Source organism: Pseudescherichia sp. (assembly GCF_031998825.1).
In the GTDB taxonomy this organism is placed as follows: Bacteria; Pseudomonadota; Gammaproteobacteria; order Enterobacterales; family Enterobacteriaceae; genus Pseudescherichia.
Map to the genome: position 1 here is coordinate 92,433 of NZ_DAMACX010000007.1, position 16,955 is coordinate 109,387.

Sequence of the window (16,955 nt, forward strand, 5' to 3'; positions counted from 1 at the left end):
TAAGTACAATTTTGTATGTAACCGTGCTTTTACGCTTTGCGAGGTCGGTCGTAATCTGTAGAAAAGCGCAGCGGCAAGGTAGCAGTGCTTAAGAACATTTGTTAGCCTAAAATCCTTACTGATGAGAGGGATTTTTTATGCAGTGGCCACTGTTGCTGAATAGCAAACGTAGAAAAGAGAAACCAAAACAACAAGAGACCTTGCAGCCATTGCAGGCCACTTCCGCCCCTGAATGGCGACAGGAGATCGAGCGTGATTTTGATCGCCTCTTATTTGCTGCGCCTACCCGTCGTCTTGCCGATAAAACGCAGGTTTATCCTCTCGATCGTAACGATAGCGTGCGTACGCGTTTGACGCATTCACATGAAGTTGCCAATTTTGCTCGCGGTATCGGTATGCGACTGGCCTTTGATCTTAAAGGGACTATTTTTGGTTCATTACCTGAAAATCTTTGCGTTGAGCGTGATGTTCCCGCTCTGCTGGCCGCTATTGGGCTTGCACACGATCTTGGCAATCCCCCCTTTGGGCACCAGGGTGAGGCGGCTATGCGTGCCTGGTACAAACGCCATTTGACGAGTGAACTCGCTCAGCAACCAGGCAACAACTCGCCTTCAATTTTCAATGACTTTTTTGAGTTTGATGGTAACTCCCAGACGCTCAGACTCGTTACTAAGCTGCAAATTCTTAACGATACTTATGGCTTGAATTTGACCTATGCCACGCTCGCTGCGCTGCTTAAATATCCTCGATCCTCTTACACTCGATCGCCCGGTAAATGGAAAAAGCATGGATACTTTTATTCTGAAGAAAAAGTTGTTGAAGATGTCTGGAAAAAAACCGGGCTAGCCGAAGGGGTACGTCATCCCTTTACCTGGCTAATGGAAGCTTGCGATGACATTGCGTACTCCGTTCTCGATGCCGAAGATACGGTTAAAAAAGGCCTCGCTTCATATCATGACCTAATCGATCATCTTAAATGCTGGAACGGTGGTGAAGACGCTCTTATTAATGAGGTTGTTGAGCACACCGAGAAAAAGAACAGCGAATATAGAGAGCAGCAACGCAATCTCACCCCTGCTGAAATCAACGATATGAACATGCAGATGTTCCGCGTCAAATCAACGATTGCACTTGTTAACAACGTGGTAGAGGCCTTTACCCAGCATATCGATGAGCTAATGAGTCATGACTGCACGATGACAGATCTCATCGGTGTAAGCCGAGCTAAAGCCTTATGTGAGGCGCTAAAAGATTTTGATAGATCGCGCGGCTATCGGCATCCTTCCGTACTCAAGCTGGAACTTGAAGGCTCAAACTACATCCAAAGTCTTATGGACATGCTTTGGGTTGGTATTCACGGGCACAAGACGAAGCGTGAGCGAGACGAAGAAAAAGAGAGTGTAGATGAACCACGCAATGAATATCAATCAGAAACGCCTTTTGGCCGCTACGCCTATGGCCGCATTTCAGAAAACTATCGTCGTATCTTTGAAGACGAAAAAAACACGCTGCCGGTGCTCTACAAAGAAGCGCAGCTGCTTTCTGACGCTATCTCTGGGATGACCGATAGCTATTTGATACGGCTTCACGATGAGCTAAAATCCCTTTATGAGTATGAACGTAGCCAAAACACGTTATGCCCTAAAGCGGCGCATTGACAATTTTTTTGCTTCCGGCGAAGAGCAGCGGGCGGCCCGTGCCTTAATTGACGCGGTTGCCGCGCAACATCAAGCATGGATTTTTGGTGGCATGCTCCGGGACATTAGCCTCTTTGGACATGATGGATTTACGTCTGATATCGATATCGTGTTCGCTGGCGAACGTGAGGATTTGTTACATCTGCTATCCCGCTTTCATATGGAACATTTCGCAACCAATAAACTTGGCGGCATACGTTTTCGCTACTGCTCGTTGGATTTTGATATCTGGTGTCTCAGTGAGACCTGGGCATTTAAAGAAAATATCATTCCGTTAGAGGATGCACAAAGTCTGCTCCATACGACGCTCATGTCATGGGATGCAGTACTTTATGATGTGCATCGGGGCGAAATCCTCACGCCAGAAAATTATCTACAAAATCTGAAACGGGGTTATCTTGAGCTGGTTCTTGATGCCACGCCAAACGAAACCGGTTCGGTCGTGAAAATTTTACGTACTATCTATAACAAGCGGGTGAAAACGTTAGGCCCAGGTCTGAGTGAGTTCTTACATAAAGCCCTGCCTCGCTACAGTTATTCTGCATTGCAACATTATGAACTCGCACATTACGACACCAGCAGCTTTGACGACACTGAGTACGATTTGCTGTTGAACCGTTTACGTGAAACCGAGACAGGTTATAGCGTAGACGTGACGCGTTTGCGTACAAATTAGAAATATAAGAACGTCTTCTTTGATAAACCCCGCCCCCCTTTACCAGCAGAGGCGGGGCTTGTCATCAGAACCCGAGGCTATCCAGCAGGTCGTCGACCTGGTCCTGGCTGGCCACGACGCCCGCTTTAGTGGTGTCGAGCTGCGGCCCATTGAGCAGGCTTTCGTTCTCGCGCTTCGGACGCGCAGACGGCTCCGGCATGTTATCCAGCAGCACCATCAGCAGCTGACGCTCAATCTCCTGGATCACATCCATCATGCGCTTGATCACCTGACCGGTAAGGTCCTGGAAATCCTGCGCCATCATGATGTCCAGCAGTTGGGCATTGGTGAAGCTGGTATGGCCCGGCACGTCGCCAAGATACTGACGGGTGTCTTTAACCAGCTCTTTGGCATCTGTCAGCTCGATCGGGTTTTCAAACCATGCGTCCCAGCGCTTGCTCAGCGATTTCGCGCCGCTCTCCATCGCGTCCTGATGCGGCTGAGATGCTTCAACGCTGTTTAGCGCACGCTCGGCGGCCTGGGCCGTCATCTGCACCACGTAGTCCAGACGATCGCGGGCATCGGGGATCGCTTCCGCTGCTTCGGCAATTGCCTGGTCAAGGCCAAGCTCACGCAGGCTGTCGCGCAGCATACGCGTCAGGCTGCCGATGCGGGCGATAATGTCCCCGGGCGATTGCTCATCCGTAGGTTTCATTTGCGATTGCATCATCATCATCCGGTCCTCACATGCCGAGTTTCTCGAAGATCTTGCCGAGTTTTTCTTCCAGGGTTGCGGCCGTAAACGGCTTCACCACGTAACCACTTGCACCCGCCTGTGCGGCCGCAATGATGTTCTCTTTCTTCGCCTCTGCGGTGACCATCAGCACCGGCAGCGAAGCCATTGCGCTATTGCCACGAATGGTTTTCAGCAGCTCCAGGCCGTCCATGTTCGGCATGTTCCAGTCGGAGATAACGAAGCCAAAGCCGCCCGCCTGGAGCTTGTTCAGCGCGTCAACGCCGTCCTCTGCCTCTTCTACGTTATTGAAACCCAGCTCTTTCAGCAGGTTGCGCACGATGCGACGCATGGTGGAAAAGTCATCCACAACCAGAAACTTGAGCTCTTTGTCCGCCATAAAACTACACTCCTCGTTAAATACGTATTGCCTGTCCGGCACTGATTTTTGCCAGCATCTGCTGACTTACCTGACTAAGATCGACCACTTCGCTTACGCCACCCATATTGATAGCTTCGCGCGGCATGCCGAACACCACACAACTTGCTTCATTTTGCGCAATCGTCCAGGCGCCCGCCTGGTGCATTGCTAACATGCCGGCCGCGCCATCGTTGCCCATACCGGTGAGGATCACCCCCACGGCGTTGCGCCCCGCGTGTTTTGCGACCGAATGAAACAGTACATCTACCGCCGGACGATGCCGGTTAACCGGCGGCCCGTCGTGAATTTTGATCTGATAGTTTGCGCCGCTGCGCGCCAGCTCCATATGCTTATCGCCAGGAGCAATATAGGCGTGGCCCGGCAGCACACGCTCGCCGTCCTCGGCCTCTTTTACGCTGATCTGACAGAGCTTGTTTAACCGCTCGGCAAAGGAGCGGGTAAAGCCCGGCGGCATATGCTGGGTAATAAGAATACCGGGACTGGAGAGCGGCAATGGCTGGAGTACATGACGAATTGCCTCGGTTCCGCCGGTTGACGCGCCGATCGCCAGCAGTTTTTCCGAGCTTAACAGCGGCCCGGCTTTCAGGGTCGCCGGGGCAGAGACCGGATTATGCGCGGCCAGCTTGGCCCGCGATGCGGTACGTACCTTCTCAGCAATCATTTCGCTGTAGGCGAGCATTCCTTCGCGGATCCCCAGCTGCGGCTTGGTGACGAAGTCAATTGCCCCCAGCTCCAGCGCGCGCAGCGTAACTTCAGAGCCTTTCCCGGTCAGGGAGGAGACCATCACCACCGGCATCGGCCGCAGGCGCATCAGCTTCTCAAGAAAATCGAGGCCGTCCATGCGCGGCATTTCGACGTCCAGGGTCAGGACATCAGGATTGTATTTCTTGATCAAATCCCGCGCGACCAGCGGATCCGGCGCGGTAGCAACCATCTCCATATCACTGTGGCTGTTGATAATTTCAGTCATGATCTGGCGCATCAGCGCCGAATCATCAACAGACAGTACCCTGATTTTACTCATGCTTTATCCTTACTCAGCGCATAAACGGTCTGCCCACGCAGGGTAAACTCGCGCACAAGGTTGCTGAAATTCTCCGAATGCCCGGCGAACAGCAGTCCATCGGGCTTAAGCATTGGAGCAAAGCGACGCAATATGTCCTGCTGCGTCGTTTTATCAAAATAGATCATCACGTTACGACAGAAGATGGCATCGAACGGTCCCGGCACCTGGTACTGCTTATCCAGCAGGTTGAGCGACTGGAAGTCGACGAAGTTCGCCAGCTCCTGGCGCACCCGCACCAGCCCGGCATGAGGCCCGGTGCCGCGCATGAAGTAGCGCTGCAGCTGCTGGGGGGAGAGCGTTTTCAGCTCGTCCAGGCGGTAGATGCCGCTGCGGGCTTTCTCCAGCACCTCAGTGTCGATATCGCTGGCGATCACTTTCCAGCGCCCCTGCACCATCCCCAGCGCATCCGCCAGGGTGATGGCGAGCGAGTAGGGCTCCTCGCCGGTCGACGCGGCGGCGCTCCAGACGCGGTACTCACCGCTGTGCTTGCGGGCGTGATCGGCCAGCACCGGGAAGTGATGAGCTTCGCGGAAGAAGGCGGTCAGGTTAGTGGTCAGCGAGTTGATAAATGCCTGCCACTCGGCGCTGCTCTGGTTCGCTTCCAGCATGCTCAGGTAGCGACCAAAATCATCCAGCCCCAGCGTGCGCAGGCGGCGAACCAGCCTGTTGTAGACCATGTCTCGCTTATGGTCAGCCAGCACGATCCCCGCACGCTGGTAAATCAATTGACATATCCGACGGAAATGCGCGTCGGACAGCGCGAGGCGCTGAGGGAACTGCATAGTCAATGACGTTTGCCCGTTGGGCAGTGATGATGTCATAGCGCCTTCTTAATTACATTCAGGATAGTGCCGGCACGGCCCTGGGCGGTGCCACTTCGGGTTGGCCGACGTGCTCATCTAACTTAAATACCGCAACCTGGGATGTCAGACGATCCGCCTGGTGCGCTAACTGCTCGGTTGCTGCAGCCGCCTCCTCTACCAGAGAGGCGTTCTGCTGTGTGACCTGATCCATCTGGCTGACCGCCAGCGCGACCTGCTCAATACCCCGGCGCTGCTCATCGGAGGCGGAAGCAATTTCGCCCATGATGTCATTGACCTGGGTGACCGAGCGGACGATGTCCGTCATGGTCTGCGCTGCCGTATCCACCAGGTCTGAACCCTGCTGCACGCGGGCAACCGAATCTTCAATTAATCCTTTGATCTCTTTGGCTGCATTAGCGCTGCGGCTAGCCAGGTTGCGCACCTCGCCAGCCACGACAGCAAAGCCGCGCCCCTGCTCGCCGGCTCGGGCCGCTTCAACGGCGGCGTTCAGCGCCAGGATGTTGGTCTGGAAGGCAATGCCGTCGATCACGCTGATGATGTCGCCAATCTTTTGCGAGCTGGTGGCAATTTCGTGCATGGTGTCTGACACCCGCGAAGTCTGCTCCCCGCCCTTTCTCGCCGTTTCCGCTGCGCCGTGAGAGAGCACCGACGCCTGACGAGCGTTGTCCGCGTTCTGGGCAACCGTCGCGGTAAGCTGCTCCATACTGGCGGCGGTTTCCGCCAGCGACGCCGCCTGCTGCTCGGTACGCGCCGAGAGATCGTTATTGCCCGCAGCAATTTCTGAGATGCCGGTGTGCATCGACACGCTGCCTTCACGCACGTTAGCTACCGTGGCGCGCAGCGCGGTCTGCATCTTCTGCAGGCTGGCAAAAATGGCTGAGATTTCGTTTCGGCCATAGACCGAAATTGGCCGGGCCAGATCGCCCCCGGCAATGCTGTCAAAGTGACTGCTGATAATCGCCAGCGGCTGCACGATCATCCTGCGCGACCAGAACAGCCCCGCTGAGATCAGCCCCGCGGCCAGAATCAACACGGTAGTAAAGGTTGCCGCCGACATGTGGTAGTTAGCGCGGCTGGCTGACGTCGCGGTCACCACAAAGCGATCGATATAGTGCTGCCAGGCGGTAAAGGTCGCCTCAAACGCCTCCTGGGACTGCTGCACCGGCGCGGTCATAAAATCAGAGAGTTGGTTGTTTTCCAGCCAGGTCGCCTGATGCTCTAAGTCACTCATCCAGGTGCTGTAGGTGGCCTTCGCCTGCTCTTTAAGCTTCTCCCCTTCCGGTGAGATCGCCTCGATCCCTTCAAACTCTTTAAGCTGGTCGGTGGCGAGCTGCAAATTGCTGCGCGCCGAGCTCATCAGCCCTTTGATATCATCCGGCGGATAGCTTAAGGCGGTCAGCGTGCCGGCCTTGTTCAGCGAGGTGCTGGTCTGCAATAAAACGGCGCGCATCTGGGCCAGCGTGTTGCGCTGGTGGTTGCTCTTTTCAACCTGCTCCAGATGCTGAAAACCATCGCGGAAGGCCCAAAAAGAGAGGCCGTTGCTTCCCACAAGCAACAGGCCGCAAACAATCAGTAAGATAAACAGTGTGGTCGAGATACGAATACGATTAAACATCTACGCTCCCATCAGGCGGCTAACGCCGCAATATCAATACGATCAAAAAGTTTCCCAGTTATCATCCTGTCCGGTACTGAGCTGACGCCTGCTAACCGGGGCGGAAACGAACTCCCCGCCTGGCGAGCGGCGTTGCGCCGGATTTTCAGGGACGGCGGCAAGGCGGAAAGCAGAGACCGCCTGCGTGAGTCGACTGGCCTGTTCTTCTAATGCTGCGGCCGCAGCCGCAGACTCTTCTACCAGCGACGCGTTCTGCTGTGTCACTCTGTCCATCTCCGATACCGCCAGCGCCACCTGGTCGATGCCTTTGCTCTGCTCATCAGATGCGGAGGCAATTTCGCCCATAATGTCGGTCACCCGGGTCACCGCGTTGACGATATCGTTCATGGTCTCCCCGGCGCTCTCAACCAGCACCGAGCCGGTATCCACGCGCGAGACGGAATCTTCAATTAAGGCTTTGATCTCTTTGGCTGCGTTGGCGCTGCGGCTGGCGAGGTTACGCACCTCGCCTGCGACCACGGCAAAGCCGCGCCCCTGCTCGCCCGCGCGGGCAGCCTCTACGGCGGCGTTGAGCGCCAGAATATTGGTCTGGAAAGCGATGCTGTCGATCACGCTGGTGATGTCGGCAATTTTCTTCGAGCTGGTGGCGATGTCGTGCATGGTTTTCACTACGCCGTCCACCACTTTACCCCCGCGTCCGGCCGTCTCGGAGGCGCTGAGCGCCAGCTGCGAGGCCTGACGGGCATTGTCGGCGTTCTGCTTCACGGTGGCGGTGAGCTGCTCCATGCTGGCGGCAGTCTGCTCCAGCGCGGAGGCCTGCTGCTCGGTACGGGAGGAGAGATCGTTGTTACCGGCGGCGATTTCGCTGGTGCCGCTGTAGATAGCGTCCGACCCTTTGCGCACGTTGGTAACGGTATCGATCAGCGAGCGCTGCATATGCTCTACGCTGTCCGCCAGCTCGGTAATTTCGTTTTTGCCGTTAATGACCAGCGTCCGGGTGAGATCGCCGCTGGCGATGTCGCGAATGTGACGGATCACATTAGCCAGCGGATTAAGTAGGATATGACGAATGCCGTACCACACCGCAGCCAGCACGGTCACCAGCGCCAGGGCGAGGATCGCCATCTGCCACTGGGCGAAACGGTAGTCGTGAGTGCTCTGGGTAAAGGCGTCGAGGTATAGCTCGCTGCTGAGCTGAGCATACTGCCCGAGCGCGTCACCCATTGCATTCTGCATTCCCTGGGTCGGCTGGGCAAAGAAGGCGTCCATATTGCCGCTCTCCAGGAACTGGATCAGCTCCGTGAGCGCAGCATTATAGGTGCGGTACTTCTCATCAAGCTGCTGGCTCACCTCGGCCATGGCAGGCACCGGCGGCAGCGCTTTGTAGGCGTCGTAGTGTTGTGCCGCATCGGCGAGCGAAGCATGGGCGCTCTTCAGCAGATCGGTTTTGGCGCTGCTCTGCTGATTGGCCGGATCCATCATCATCCGGGCTGACGAACGACTGAGGTTAATGCGCGTCTGCAGCATCAGCTCCCAGGTTTTGGTCAGCTCGGTCTGCTGCTGGCGAAGATCGTTAGCGTCAGCAAAACTCTGCTGATTCTGTTTCAGCGACGAAAACAGAAGCCCACCTGATACCAGCTGTAGAAGTGCAAAAACCACCAGCACCATCATGAGCATTGTGACAACGCGGATACGGTTCAACATGCAACACCTTATTGATGACTTATTAACGGTGTTATCGGCATGTGTGGTGGGAACTTTACATTTGCGAAAGGGAAATAATCCGCTATGCGCCTGGCTGATTAAAAGGCGATATCCACCACCACCGTATCGCTGTAGCTTCCGGCGGGCGGCGTCGCCTGGTTAGTTAATACCCGGGCCGTATAGTTATAGGTACGCACCAGGCCGTTGGCGCTAAGCAGTGACGAGGCGCTGCTGGCCCAGCGTTCGGTGCCGCTGCTGCCCCAGCGCTCGCTGGTGCTGCCTTTGTAGATCTCGTAGCTCAGCCGGTTATTGCCGGAGGCCATTCTGCGCACGTTGCCGCTGGCGTTGCTGCCGTTGTTGATCCCCACGCTGTAGACGCTGCCTTTGGTGCAGGTCACCGCAACGCCCTGCGACACGGCGGGGAAGTTTTTGACCAGCGGCGCGCTGCCGAAGTTGACGTTTGGCGCGGTGATGGTGATGCAGTCGTTAGTAATATTAATGGTTGCCGTGACGGCGACGGGCACGGTACCGGTTTGCCATGCCCCGCAGCCAGCCAGCCCCAGCGAGCAGATGTTATAGGTAACGTTGAGGTTAAAGGTCACCTGATACTGTCCCGCCGCGACGGTCTGCCCGGAAAGAGTGCGAAAATAGATCGGCAGGGTAAAGCGACGGGTACTGAGCAGGTCAAGCAGCGCGTTTCCGCTCCAGGTGTAGCTGCCGCCAATCAGCGCTTCGCTGTTGTTATTGCACCCTGCGGCCCCGCACAGCCGCACCGGAATAGTATCGGTGCTGGCCGGGTTATCAACGCGACGCATGATCGCCCGGTTACTGACCGCGGCGCTTGCACTGGTAAGCTGCATGGTCACGGAGTTATTGGTTAACAGGTTAAGCAATACGACGTCGCACGCAACCACCAGATTGCCGCTGATCTCCTGCTCGGTGCTGTTAAGGGCAAACGAGGTGACGGTGCCAAATACACCGTTGGTCGGGGTCACGGTACAGGCTGACCACGCCAGCGGGCTGGCTCCCATCAGCAGCAGAAAAAGCAGAATAGCGCGGCGCATCAGCGTCTCTCCTCACAGGTAAGCGGCCCGTAGGTCTGTAATTTATGGTCAGGGTTTGCGCCGATCCTCAGGCTGGCATAGCAGGTGCGGTTATCTGGCGTGGTTACCCGCAGGGCGTTCACGTCGCTGAGGTTTTCCAGGAAGGCGATGCCGTCATAGCCCACCGGCGTCGGCGATCGGCCTTCCCGGTAGACCTGGCTGCCTACCGGCAGCGCCTGCCCCTGCTCATCGTGCAGGATGACGCTGGCAACCCGCTCCTGCTCCATCGGGAACTCCACCAGATAGCCGCTCTGGCGGCGCAGGGCAATCCGCTTTTCGGTCTCCTTCAGGCGCGTATCAGCCGGCAGGTTAAGGGTGTTGATGCTGTAGCTGGCGGGATAGTAGGCGGAGACGCCGCTGACCAGCAGATAGCCTTTGTCGTTGGTCTTACCCACCGGCTGGTTCTCATAGCTGACCGGCACATCGGCATTGCCGCCAGTGCTGACCACCACGAAGGCATCGTTGATCTTGTTAGCCGCAAAAACCTGGCCGTCCATCAGCACCAGTGAACCCAGCGCCTCGCCCCACCAGGTCATCATCCCGCGCTCGCCGTAGCCGCCCCCCTGCAATTCAACGCTGTTATTGCGCCAGCCCAGCGTCGCCTGCTGGTAGTTATCCGACTGCGGCTGGCGGGCAAAGGCCATATTCCAGCCGAAACCGCCGTCGGTAGGCATGGCGTGGTTATAGTTAATGCGCTGGCTGGTGCCTGCATCCGGCGTTCTCTCCACGCTGATTGCCGCGCTGTCCCGCTCACCGATGGGGATCTGCAGCGACATAGCGAAGGTCCAGTCGTCCCGCTGCTTATCATGGCTGGCCGCCAGGTAGAGGCTGCTGCTGCCCCACAGGTTCCGGCTCCAGGAGAGGTTCAGCAACTCGGTCTTCTGGTTATCAAAGCTGCGCACGCCAATCCACGCCGCGCCGACGTTGCCATAGTCGCCCATGTTAAAGGTCAGCGAATATTGATCGGTGTTGCGGCTAAGCGTCGCCAGCGGCTGACGATCGTCATCGTAAACGATGGTCTGATCGTAGAGGGCCAGGTTGCCGAACCCGCGATCGCGGCGGGTGTGCTGGGTGGCGATGCTGAAGACGCTGGTGCTGTACTGGTAACCCCAGTTGAGCTGGCTGCCGCTGTTGCCGCGCATCCGGCTCTCCGTCCACGATGAGTTGACGACGCCATACTGCCCCAGCTTTACCACCGCACCCGCGCCGCCGAGGGCCAGCTCTTCGGCGGCTTCACCGTGGCCTTCAAAGGTGAAGTAGTCCGTCACCCCGTAGCGCAGGGAGCCGCTGCCCGCCGCCGGACCGTAGTTGAAATCGTCGATGCCGTAGTTACGCCGCAGGCTGCCAAGGGTGACTGCCCCATCGCTGATGCCGCTTTTCAGCACGTCGCTGGAGACATAAAACGGCAGCGTAGTGCTGACCTGCCGTCCCAGCGCGTCGGTGGTGACCAGCACCGCATCTCCCGCCCCGTTAATGTAGGGCAGATTGGTCAGGGTAAAGGGACCGGGCTGGAGCTGGGTAGATCCCGCCCGGTAACCGTTGATAAAAACGTCCACCGCCGTGGGCACCGCCGCTTCGCCCGTAAAGGCGGGCAGCGGCCAGGTGACCAGATCGGGACGCAGGGAGAAGTCGCGTCCGTAACGGATCCCCCCCATCCGCACGCTGCTGCTCCAGCTCAGCGAGTCGGAGATGACGTCCCCCAGCTGCCACTCGGTGGCATTCTCCTCGTTGGTAAACAGCAGCGTCGTGTCGTAGCGGGTATAGCCCTCGTTTTGTCCGGCGGTGCCGGAGAGATACTCCCGCAGCGTACCGGTAGAAGAGAACACCGCATTGCTGTCGAAGTAGCGAAACTCATGCCACAGCGAGGCCTGACTGCCCGCGTGCTCGGTGCTGCTGGTATAAAAGTCATAGTTTACCAGCGCGCCCCGACCATAGTGCGGCTTAGCACGCGCCCTTTCGCCGTTAAAGGAGGTGGCGCGATCCCCTACCCACTCCCGGGGAACGAACAGCAGCAGCCGCTGGCGGTTGCTATCATATTCGGTCCGTACATCAGGCAGGGTCGAGAGATCAACGTCGCCTGCGGGCAGATGCTCAGCAGGGATCCCGGCCCGCTGCAGATCGCGGCTGGCGACAATATAGCGTCCCTGCTGCTGGGTGACCGGCACGACCAGATCGGTATCGTAGTGGTTGACCACCAGCGAGAGGTGAAAGACTGCCTGGGCGTTGATCGCCTGCGCATCCGGCGGCGGCAGGGCATCGTCCCCCTCCTCTGCCAGCGCATCCGTCACTCCCCCCAGCAGCACCATCAACGGCAGGATCAGTTTGCGGGCGACGACTGCCATTGCGTATCCCTGGCATTAATCGTCGCCGTCATGGTAGTCGGATTGCTGAGACCAGAGGGGAGCGGCCAGCTGCGCGCCCCGCCCGGCAGCACGTATCCCAGCAGGCCATCCGCCATCTGCCGGCGCTGGCTGCCCTGCTGCACGCTGACCTGGCTCAGGCGAACGTGTACATCGCTACGGTTACGCACCTCCAGCGCCGGTTTGCCCCCTTCGCGGATCACCCTCCAGCTTAAATCGCGGGTGTTAACCAGAGCATGGTTTGCCCCCTCGGTGGTGGTCGCCACGCCCTGGCCATAGACAAAGAGCGGAATCGAGTAGCGCATCTGAATTTTCAGGCCAATCTGCGGCGAATTGCCGTTAGCAGGCTGGGGGATCTCATCCACGATGATCCGGTAGCCTTGCTCTATGCCAGCGGGAACCTGAGTCTGCTTAATGAGACGAATAAGCTGCTTGCCACCTTTATCAATGCGCACAATCGGCGGGCTGGCGACTACATCCTGCTGGGCCTGGTAGCGCTCGTGTCCACCCTCCTGGGTCCAGCGCATGATGCGCACCTGCATGGTGGTTGGCGTATCGCCCTGATTCTGGATCCACAGCTCCGTTGCGTTAGCATCGGCGGCCAGCCACGGATCGATCGGCCAAAGTAAGATGGTTGCGGCGCCCTGCGCCTGCTGCGTCATGCCCGTCAGCGCCAGCAGGGCTCCTGCTATTAGGCTCCGGCCCATAATGGTTTTCATGATCCTTCTCCCTGTATGACCTTACCAGGACAACGTTACGGTCAGTTGATCGGTATAATTTCCTGCGGGGCTAAACCCCGTGAGCTGCGCTGCACCAAACAGCGTCAGCGCAATGTTGTTGCTATCGCTATAGGTGATCGAATACGCCTGGTTAACGCCCACTTCCGTATTAGCCGCCAGCGTACTGCTGCGATAGAGCCGGTAGGGCACCCGATCCGTTCCCCCGCTGCGCTGCATGTTGCGCACGGTGCCGTAGTGCAGACCGCCGTTGATGCTCATGCTTAACGCTACGCCGGGGGTGCAGGCGAGCGAGAGCGCACTGTTAGGAACAAAGCTGGTGGTGACCTGACCGCTTGCTACGCCGCTACGGCTCCCGAAGTCCAGCGTGCCCAGCAGGCCATTGCTGCCGCTGGCTACCGAGCACCCTGCCGCAATCGTTGCCCCAACCTGAAACGACTGGGTGCTGACCGTCAGCGCGGCGGCGATCCCTGCCCATCCCAGCATTCCCAGCCCGAAGACGATGCACAGCATGCTTCGGCCTGGCGCCGGGAGAGTAGCGACTCCCTCAGGTTTCATTGCGCTGGCGTCAGTAGATGACGCTCACGTTAATTGTATCGGTATAGGTACCGGGAACGACGGTCACGCTGTTGCCACCGCCCTGGATGCGGCCAAAGAGGGTGTAGTTATTCACCCCGCCAGCGGTCGAGGCTACGGGCAGCGGCGCGTCATTGGCGATGATGTTACTGAAGCCGCTGTCGCTGTAGAGGCTGTAGGCCACTCCCTGCGTTGCATTAGTGGTGTTAACCAGATAGCGCGCTGGTGTACCCGGTGTGCCGATCACTGTGGCAGGCGCCGTGGTATTGGTGGTGCCGGTGATCTGTACGGTGTAGGTATCGGTGGTGCACTGGATAGCGAAGCTGTTACCACCGTTAGCCCCGGTGAGCTGGGTTGTCAGCTCAGAGAAGGTCGCGGGATGGGTACCAAAGTCCAGAGAGCCGAAGTTGATGCCGCTCTGGTTCGGCGAGCCGTTAATCAGGCAGCCGTTGGTTAAGGTCAACGTCGCGTTGATGGTCCCACTGCTGGTTACCGCATAGGCAGAGTGTCCGGCCAGTGCCAGCGCACCGCTTGCCAAAACGAGGAGGATTTTTCTGTTCATGTTGTCGCCTCTGTTAAAAAGCAGGATTAACAGAAATTTAGCTTACGGGGTTGCAAAGGACCACCCTGTAAAGTCCCACTCAAACCATCAGCGTATTGACATAAAATTGCATTATCTTTCAATGAATTAACATTGTTAACAGCTGGTAACAAAGCGAAACGTGAATGATATATTCATTATCGCGTGATCTACTTCACAATATATTGTCTGTTGTTACATTCGCAGTTTAAGCAAAACTTAAATGTTATTAATGAGTAGTAAGGAAGGGGCGTGAAAAGCGGTTAAAAAACGCTCCCGGGGCCGGGAGCGTTGAGAGTTATCAAGCAACGTGAGCCGCTGCGCTGTCCAGCAGGGCCATCTCATCGCTGTTCAACAGCTTCTCGATGTTCACCAGGATCAGCATCCGGTCACCCAGCGCGCCGAGGCCGGTAAGATATTCCGTTGACAGGGTCACGGCAAACTCCGGCGCCGGGCGGATCTGATCGGCCGCCAGCGACAGCACGTCGGATACGCCGTCAACCACAATCCCGACCACGCGCTGACCCAGATTGAGCACGATCACCACGGTGTTATCGTTATACTCCACGTCCTGCTGGCTAAATTTTACCCGCAGATCGACGATGGGCACGATCACACCGCGCAGGTTAGTTACCCCTTTGATAAAGTCCGGGGTGTTGGCAATACGGGTTACCTGATCGTAACCGCGGATCTCCTGCACTTTCAGGATATCGATGCCGTACTCTTCATCGCCTAAAGTGAATACCAGAAATTCCTGACCCGATGGCTCACCAGCCAGTTTCGTTACATTACTCATACCGGTCATATTTTTACCTTTTTAACTAAATCAGGCGGCTGTGTGCGCCACACGTTGCTCACGGTTTAATCCCTGTAACGCCGAAACATCGACGATCAGCGCCACGCTGCCATCGCCGAGGATGGTTGCAGCAGAGATGCCTGGCACCTTGCGGTAGTTGCTCTCAAGGTTCTTCACCACAACCTGGTGCTGACCAATCAGCTGATCCACCAGCAGCGCGTAGCGACGGCCTGCGCTCTGGAGGATCACCACAATGCCTGTCGTTGCCTCGGTTTTCGCCCCGTCGACGTCAAAGACTTTCCACAGCTCAACCAGCGGCAGATACTCGCCGCGCACTTCCAGCACGCGCTCGCCCCCCGCCAGCGGATGCAGATCCTCTTCACGCGGCTGCAGGGACTCCATTACCGCGTTCAGCGGCAGGATAAAGACTTCGTCCGCGACTTTTACCGACATACCGTCAAGGATCGCCAGCGTCAGCGGCAGTAGAATGCGGATGGTGGTGCCTGCGCCCTGCTTCGACTGGATCTCAACGTGGCCGCCCATCTCCTGGATGTTACGTTTCACCACGTCCATGCCTACGCCGCGGCCGGAGACGTCCGTCACCTGCTCTGCGGTAGAGAAGCCTGGCGCGAAGATCAGCATGCCAACCTCTTCGTCGGTCATGTTTTCATTTACCGCCATGCCTTGCGATACCGCTTTCGCCAGGATACGCTCGCGGTTCAGGCCTGCGCCGTCGTCGATCACTTCGATGCAGATATTGCCGCCCTGATGTTCGGCAGAGAGCGTCAGGTTACCTACCGGGGATTTCCCCGCAGCAACGCGGTTTTCCGGGAGCTCAATCCCATGGTCCAGGCTGTTACGCACCAGGTGGGTTAACGGATCGATAATGCGCTCGATCAGGCTCTTATCCAGCTCGGTGGAGCTACCCAACAGCGTCAGTTCAATCTGCTTGTTGAGCTTGCTCGCCAGGTCGCGTACCAGCCGCGGGAAGCGGCTGAAGACGTACTCCATCGGCATCATACGAATGGACATCACCGACTCCTGCAGATCGCGGGCATTACGCTGCAGCTGGCCCATGCTGGTGATCAGATCGCCATGATTGACCGGATCCAGCTCGTTGGAGCGCTGGGCCAGCATCGACTGGGTGATCACCAGTTCGCCCACCAGGTTGATGAGCTGGTCAACTTTCTCAACGGCGACGCGGATACTGGTAGACTCGCTTGCGCGGGCCGGTTTTTCTGCGCGCTCCTGACGGGCCGCAGGCTGCTCACGCGGTGCAACCGGGGCAGCGGCGACGGGCTGGGCCTCTGGGGCCGGAGCGGCAGGTGCTGTCTCGCTGATGGTAGCAGCCGGGGCTGGCGCATCGGCAAAGCTAATCTGATCCGGCTCGATGACAAAGCAGAGCACAGCAACCAGATCATCTTCGCTGACGCCACCTTCCAGCGTCGCGCTCAGAGAATCCGCGCCTTTTACCACGTCGCTGAGGGTCGCCAGATTTTTCAGCTCATCTTCCAGCAGGTTGACTTCGCTCTCTTTCAGGCGCGACAGAACAATGCGCAGTTTACCGTCGTTGCCAGCCGCCGGGGCGGTGACAGGCACAGCATCGGCGACGGCCTGGGCATTATCTACAACGGTCAACTTTGCGCCACCGGCCGCAGCGGGAGCCACTTCGCCTTTCGCTTCCAGCGCCAGCTGGCGCAGCGCAATGCAGATATATTCAAAGCTGGCGGCATCCGGCTCTTGCGAGCTTTTATAGGCGTCGAGCTGTTCCTGCATAATATCTTTGGTTTCCAAAAACAGGTTGATAATATCGGTATTGAGTTGCATCTCTCCGCGCCGGGCCTCATCCAGCAGGTTTTCCATCAGGTGCGTGGTCTCCTGCAAAATGGTAAAGCCAAACGTGCCAGCGCCACCCTTTATGGAGTGGGCCGCACGAAAGATGGCGTTGAGCTGCTCTGAATCCGGTGCTTCCGGCACCAGATCCAGCAGGTGTTGCTCCATGTCGGCTAACAGCTCGTCAGCTTCATCAAAAAATGTCTGATAAAAATCGCTAATATCCATGCTCAC

General features: G+C 57.4%; 15 protein-coding genes. 2 read left to right on the forward strand and 13 right to left on the reverse strand.

Going from position 1 to position 16,955, the window contains the following annotated elements; genetic code table 11:
* Positions 1–137: 137 nt before the first annotated feature.
* Both dgt and RTP97_RS05475 read left to right on the forward strand, forming a co-directional pair.
* Positions 138–1,658 (forward strand): dGTP triphosphohydrolase, encoded by a 1,521-nt coding sequence (gene dgt / locus RTP97_RS05470; RefSeq protein ID WP_312411646.1) that lies wholly within the window; start codon positions 138–140, stop codon positions 1,656–1,658.
* Positions 1,609–2,373, forward strand: a complete 765-nt coding sequence (locus RTP97_RS05475; protein ID WP_312411649.1) for a hypothetical protein — start codon at positions 1,609–1,611, stop codon at positions 2,371–2,373. Before dgt ends, RTP97_RS05475 begins: the two co-directional genes overlap by 50 nt.
* Positions 2,374–2,437: 64 nt before the next feature.
* Here the strand turns inward: RTP97_RS05475 and cheZ are convergent, their stop codons facing one another.
* The 13 genes from cheZ to cheA form a co-directional block, all read right to left on the reverse strand.
* Entirely contained in the window at positions 2,438–3,082 is a 645-nt protein-coding gene (cheZ, locus tag RTP97_RS05480) for a protein phosphatase CheZ (RefSeq protein WP_312209282.1), read from the reverse strand.
* Positions 3,083–3,095: 13 nt separating this feature from the next.
* Positions 3,096–3,485 carry a chemotaxis response regulator CheY gene (gene cheY, locus RTP97_RS05485; RefSeq protein WP_042391378.1) on the reverse strand — a complete coding sequence of 130 codons (390 nt, stop codon included), beginning with the start codon at positions 3,483–3,485 and terminating at the stop codon, positions 3,096–3,098.
* Between the two features lie 16 nt (positions 3,486–3,501).
* On the reverse strand, positions 3,502–4,551 hold the full coding sequence (locus tag RTP97_RS05490) for a chemotaxis response regulator protein-glutamate methylesterase (RefSeq protein WP_144818575.1): 1,050 nt from the start codon (positions 4,549–4,551) through the stop codon (positions 3,502–3,504).
* On the reverse strand, positions 4,548–5,414 hold the full coding sequence (gene cheR / locus RTP97_RS05495; RefSeq protein WP_312411652.1) for a protein-glutamate O-methyltransferase CheR: 867 nt from the start codon (positions 5,412–5,414) through the stop codon (positions 4,548–4,550). Before cheR ends, RTP97_RS05490 begins: the two co-directional genes overlap by 4 nt.
* Before the next feature lie 19 nt (positions 5,415–5,433).
* The gene (gene tap / locus RTP97_RS05500; RefSeq protein ID WP_312411654.1) at positions 5,434–7,032 is read right to left on the reverse strand and encodes a methyl-accepting chemotaxis protein IV; all 1,599 of its coding nucleotides are present in this window, start codon (positions 7,030–7,032) and stop codon (positions 5,434–5,436) included.
* 42 nt (positions 7,033–7,074) lie between these two features.
* On the reverse strand, positions 7,075–8,736 hold the full coding sequence (gene tar / locus RTP97_RS05505) for a methyl-accepting chemotaxis protein II (protein ID WP_312411655.1): 1,662 nt from the start codon (positions 8,734–8,736) through the stop codon (positions 7,075–7,077).
* 98 nt (positions 8,737–8,834) lie between these two features.
* Positions 8,835–9,800 carry a spore coat U domain-containing protein gene (locus RTP97_RS05510; RefSeq protein WP_312411657.1) on the reverse strand — a complete coding sequence of 322 codons (966 nt, stop codon included), beginning with the start codon at positions 9,798–9,800 and terminating at the stop codon, positions 8,835–8,837.
* Positions 9,800–12,181, reverse strand: a complete 2,382-nt coding sequence (locus RTP97_RS05515; protein WP_312411658.1) for a fimbria/pilus outer membrane usher protein — start codon at positions 12,179–12,181, stop codon at positions 9,800–9,802. Before RTP97_RS05515 ends, RTP97_RS05510 begins: the two co-directional genes overlap by 1 nt.
* Complete coding sequence (locus RTP97_RS05520) at positions 12,157–12,918, reverse strand: molecular chaperone (RefSeq protein ID WP_409455923.1); 762 nt, start codon at positions 12,916–12,918, stop codon at positions 12,157–12,159. The genes RTP97_RS05515 and RTP97_RS05520 overlap by 25 nt, the downstream gene beginning before the upstream one ends.
* Before the next feature lie 21 nt (positions 12,919–12,939).
* Positions 12,940–13,422, reverse strand: coding sequence for a spore coat U domain-containing protein (locus RTP97_RS05525; RefSeq protein WP_312411709.1), 483 nt, complete (start codon positions 13,420–13,422; stop codon positions 12,940–12,942).
* Positions 13,423–13,504: 82 nt separating this feature from the next.
* Positions 13,505–14,074, reverse strand: a complete 570-nt coding sequence (locus RTP97_RS05530) for a spore coat U domain-containing protein (RefSeq protein WP_312411659.1) — start codon at positions 14,072–14,074, stop codon at positions 13,505–13,507.
* A 319-nt stretch (positions 14,075–14,393) separates the two neighbouring features.
* Positions 14,394–14,897 (reverse strand): chemotaxis protein CheW, encoded by a 504-nt coding sequence (gene cheW / locus RTP97_RS05535; RefSeq protein ID WP_312411660.1) that lies wholly within the window; start codon positions 14,895–14,897, stop codon positions 14,394–14,396.
* 21 nt (positions 14,898–14,918) lie between these two features.
* Positions 14,919–16,955, reverse strand: a complete 2,037-nt coding sequence (cheA, locus tag RTP97_RS05540) for a chemotaxis protein CheA (protein ID WP_312411662.1) — start codon at positions 16,953–16,955, stop codon at positions 14,919–14,921.

Excerpts from the sequence above, each read along its gene's own strand:
- dgt (WP_312411646.1), top strand. The coding sequence starts at position 138 with ATGCAGTGGCCACTGTTGCTGAATAGCAAACGTAGAAAAGAGAAACCA.
- RTP97_RS05475 (WP_312411649.1), top strand. The coding sequence starts at position 1,609 with ATGAGTATGAACGTAGCCAAAACACGTTATGCCCTAAAGCGGCGCATT.
- cheZ (WP_312209282.1), bottom strand. The coding sequence starts at position 3,082 with ATGATGCAATCGCAAATGAAACCTACGGATGAGCAATCGCCCGGGGAC.
- cheY (WP_042391378.1), bottom strand. The coding sequence starts at position 3,485 with ATGGCGGACAAAGAGCTCAAGTTTCTGGTTGTGGATGACTTTTCCACC.
- RTP97_RS05490 (WP_144818575.1), bottom strand. The coding sequence starts at position 4,551 with ATGAGTAAAATCAGGGTACTGTCTGTTGATGATTCGGCGCTGATGCGC.
- cheR (WP_312411652.1), bottom strand. The coding sequence starts at position 5,414 with ATGACATCATCACTGCCCAACGGGCAAACGTCATTGACTATGCAGTTC.
- tap (WP_312411654.1), bottom strand. The coding sequence starts at position 7,032 with ATGTTTAATCGTATTCGTATCTCGACCACACTGTTTATCTTACTGATT.
- tar (WP_312411655.1), bottom strand. The coding sequence starts at position 8,736 with ATGTTGAACCGTATCCGCGTTGTCACAATGCTCATGATGGTGCTGGTG.
- RTP97_RS05510 (WP_312411657.1), bottom strand. The coding sequence starts at position 9,800 with ATGCGCCGCGCTATTCTGCTTTTTCTGCTGCTGATGGGAGCCAGCCCG.
- RTP97_RS05515 (WP_312411658.1), bottom strand. The coding sequence starts at position 12,181 with ATGGCAGTCGTCGCCCGCAAACTGATCCTGCCGTTGATGGTGCTGCTG.
- RTP97_RS05520 (WP_409455923.1), bottom strand. The coding sequence starts at position 12,918 with ATGAAAACCATTATGGGCCGGAGCCTAATAGCAGGAGCCCTGCTGGCG.
- RTP97_RS05525 (WP_312411709.1), bottom strand. The coding sequence starts at position 13,422 with ATGCTGGGATGGGCAGGGATCGCCGCCGCGCTGACGGTCAGCACCCAG.
- RTP97_RS05530 (WP_312411659.1), bottom strand. The coding sequence starts at position 14,074 with ATGAACAGAAAAATCCTCCTCGTTTTGGCAAGCGGTGCGCTGGCACTG.
- cheW (WP_312411660.1), bottom strand. The coding sequence starts at position 14,897 with ATGACCGGTATGAGTAATGTAACGAAACTGGCTGGTGAGCCATCGGGT.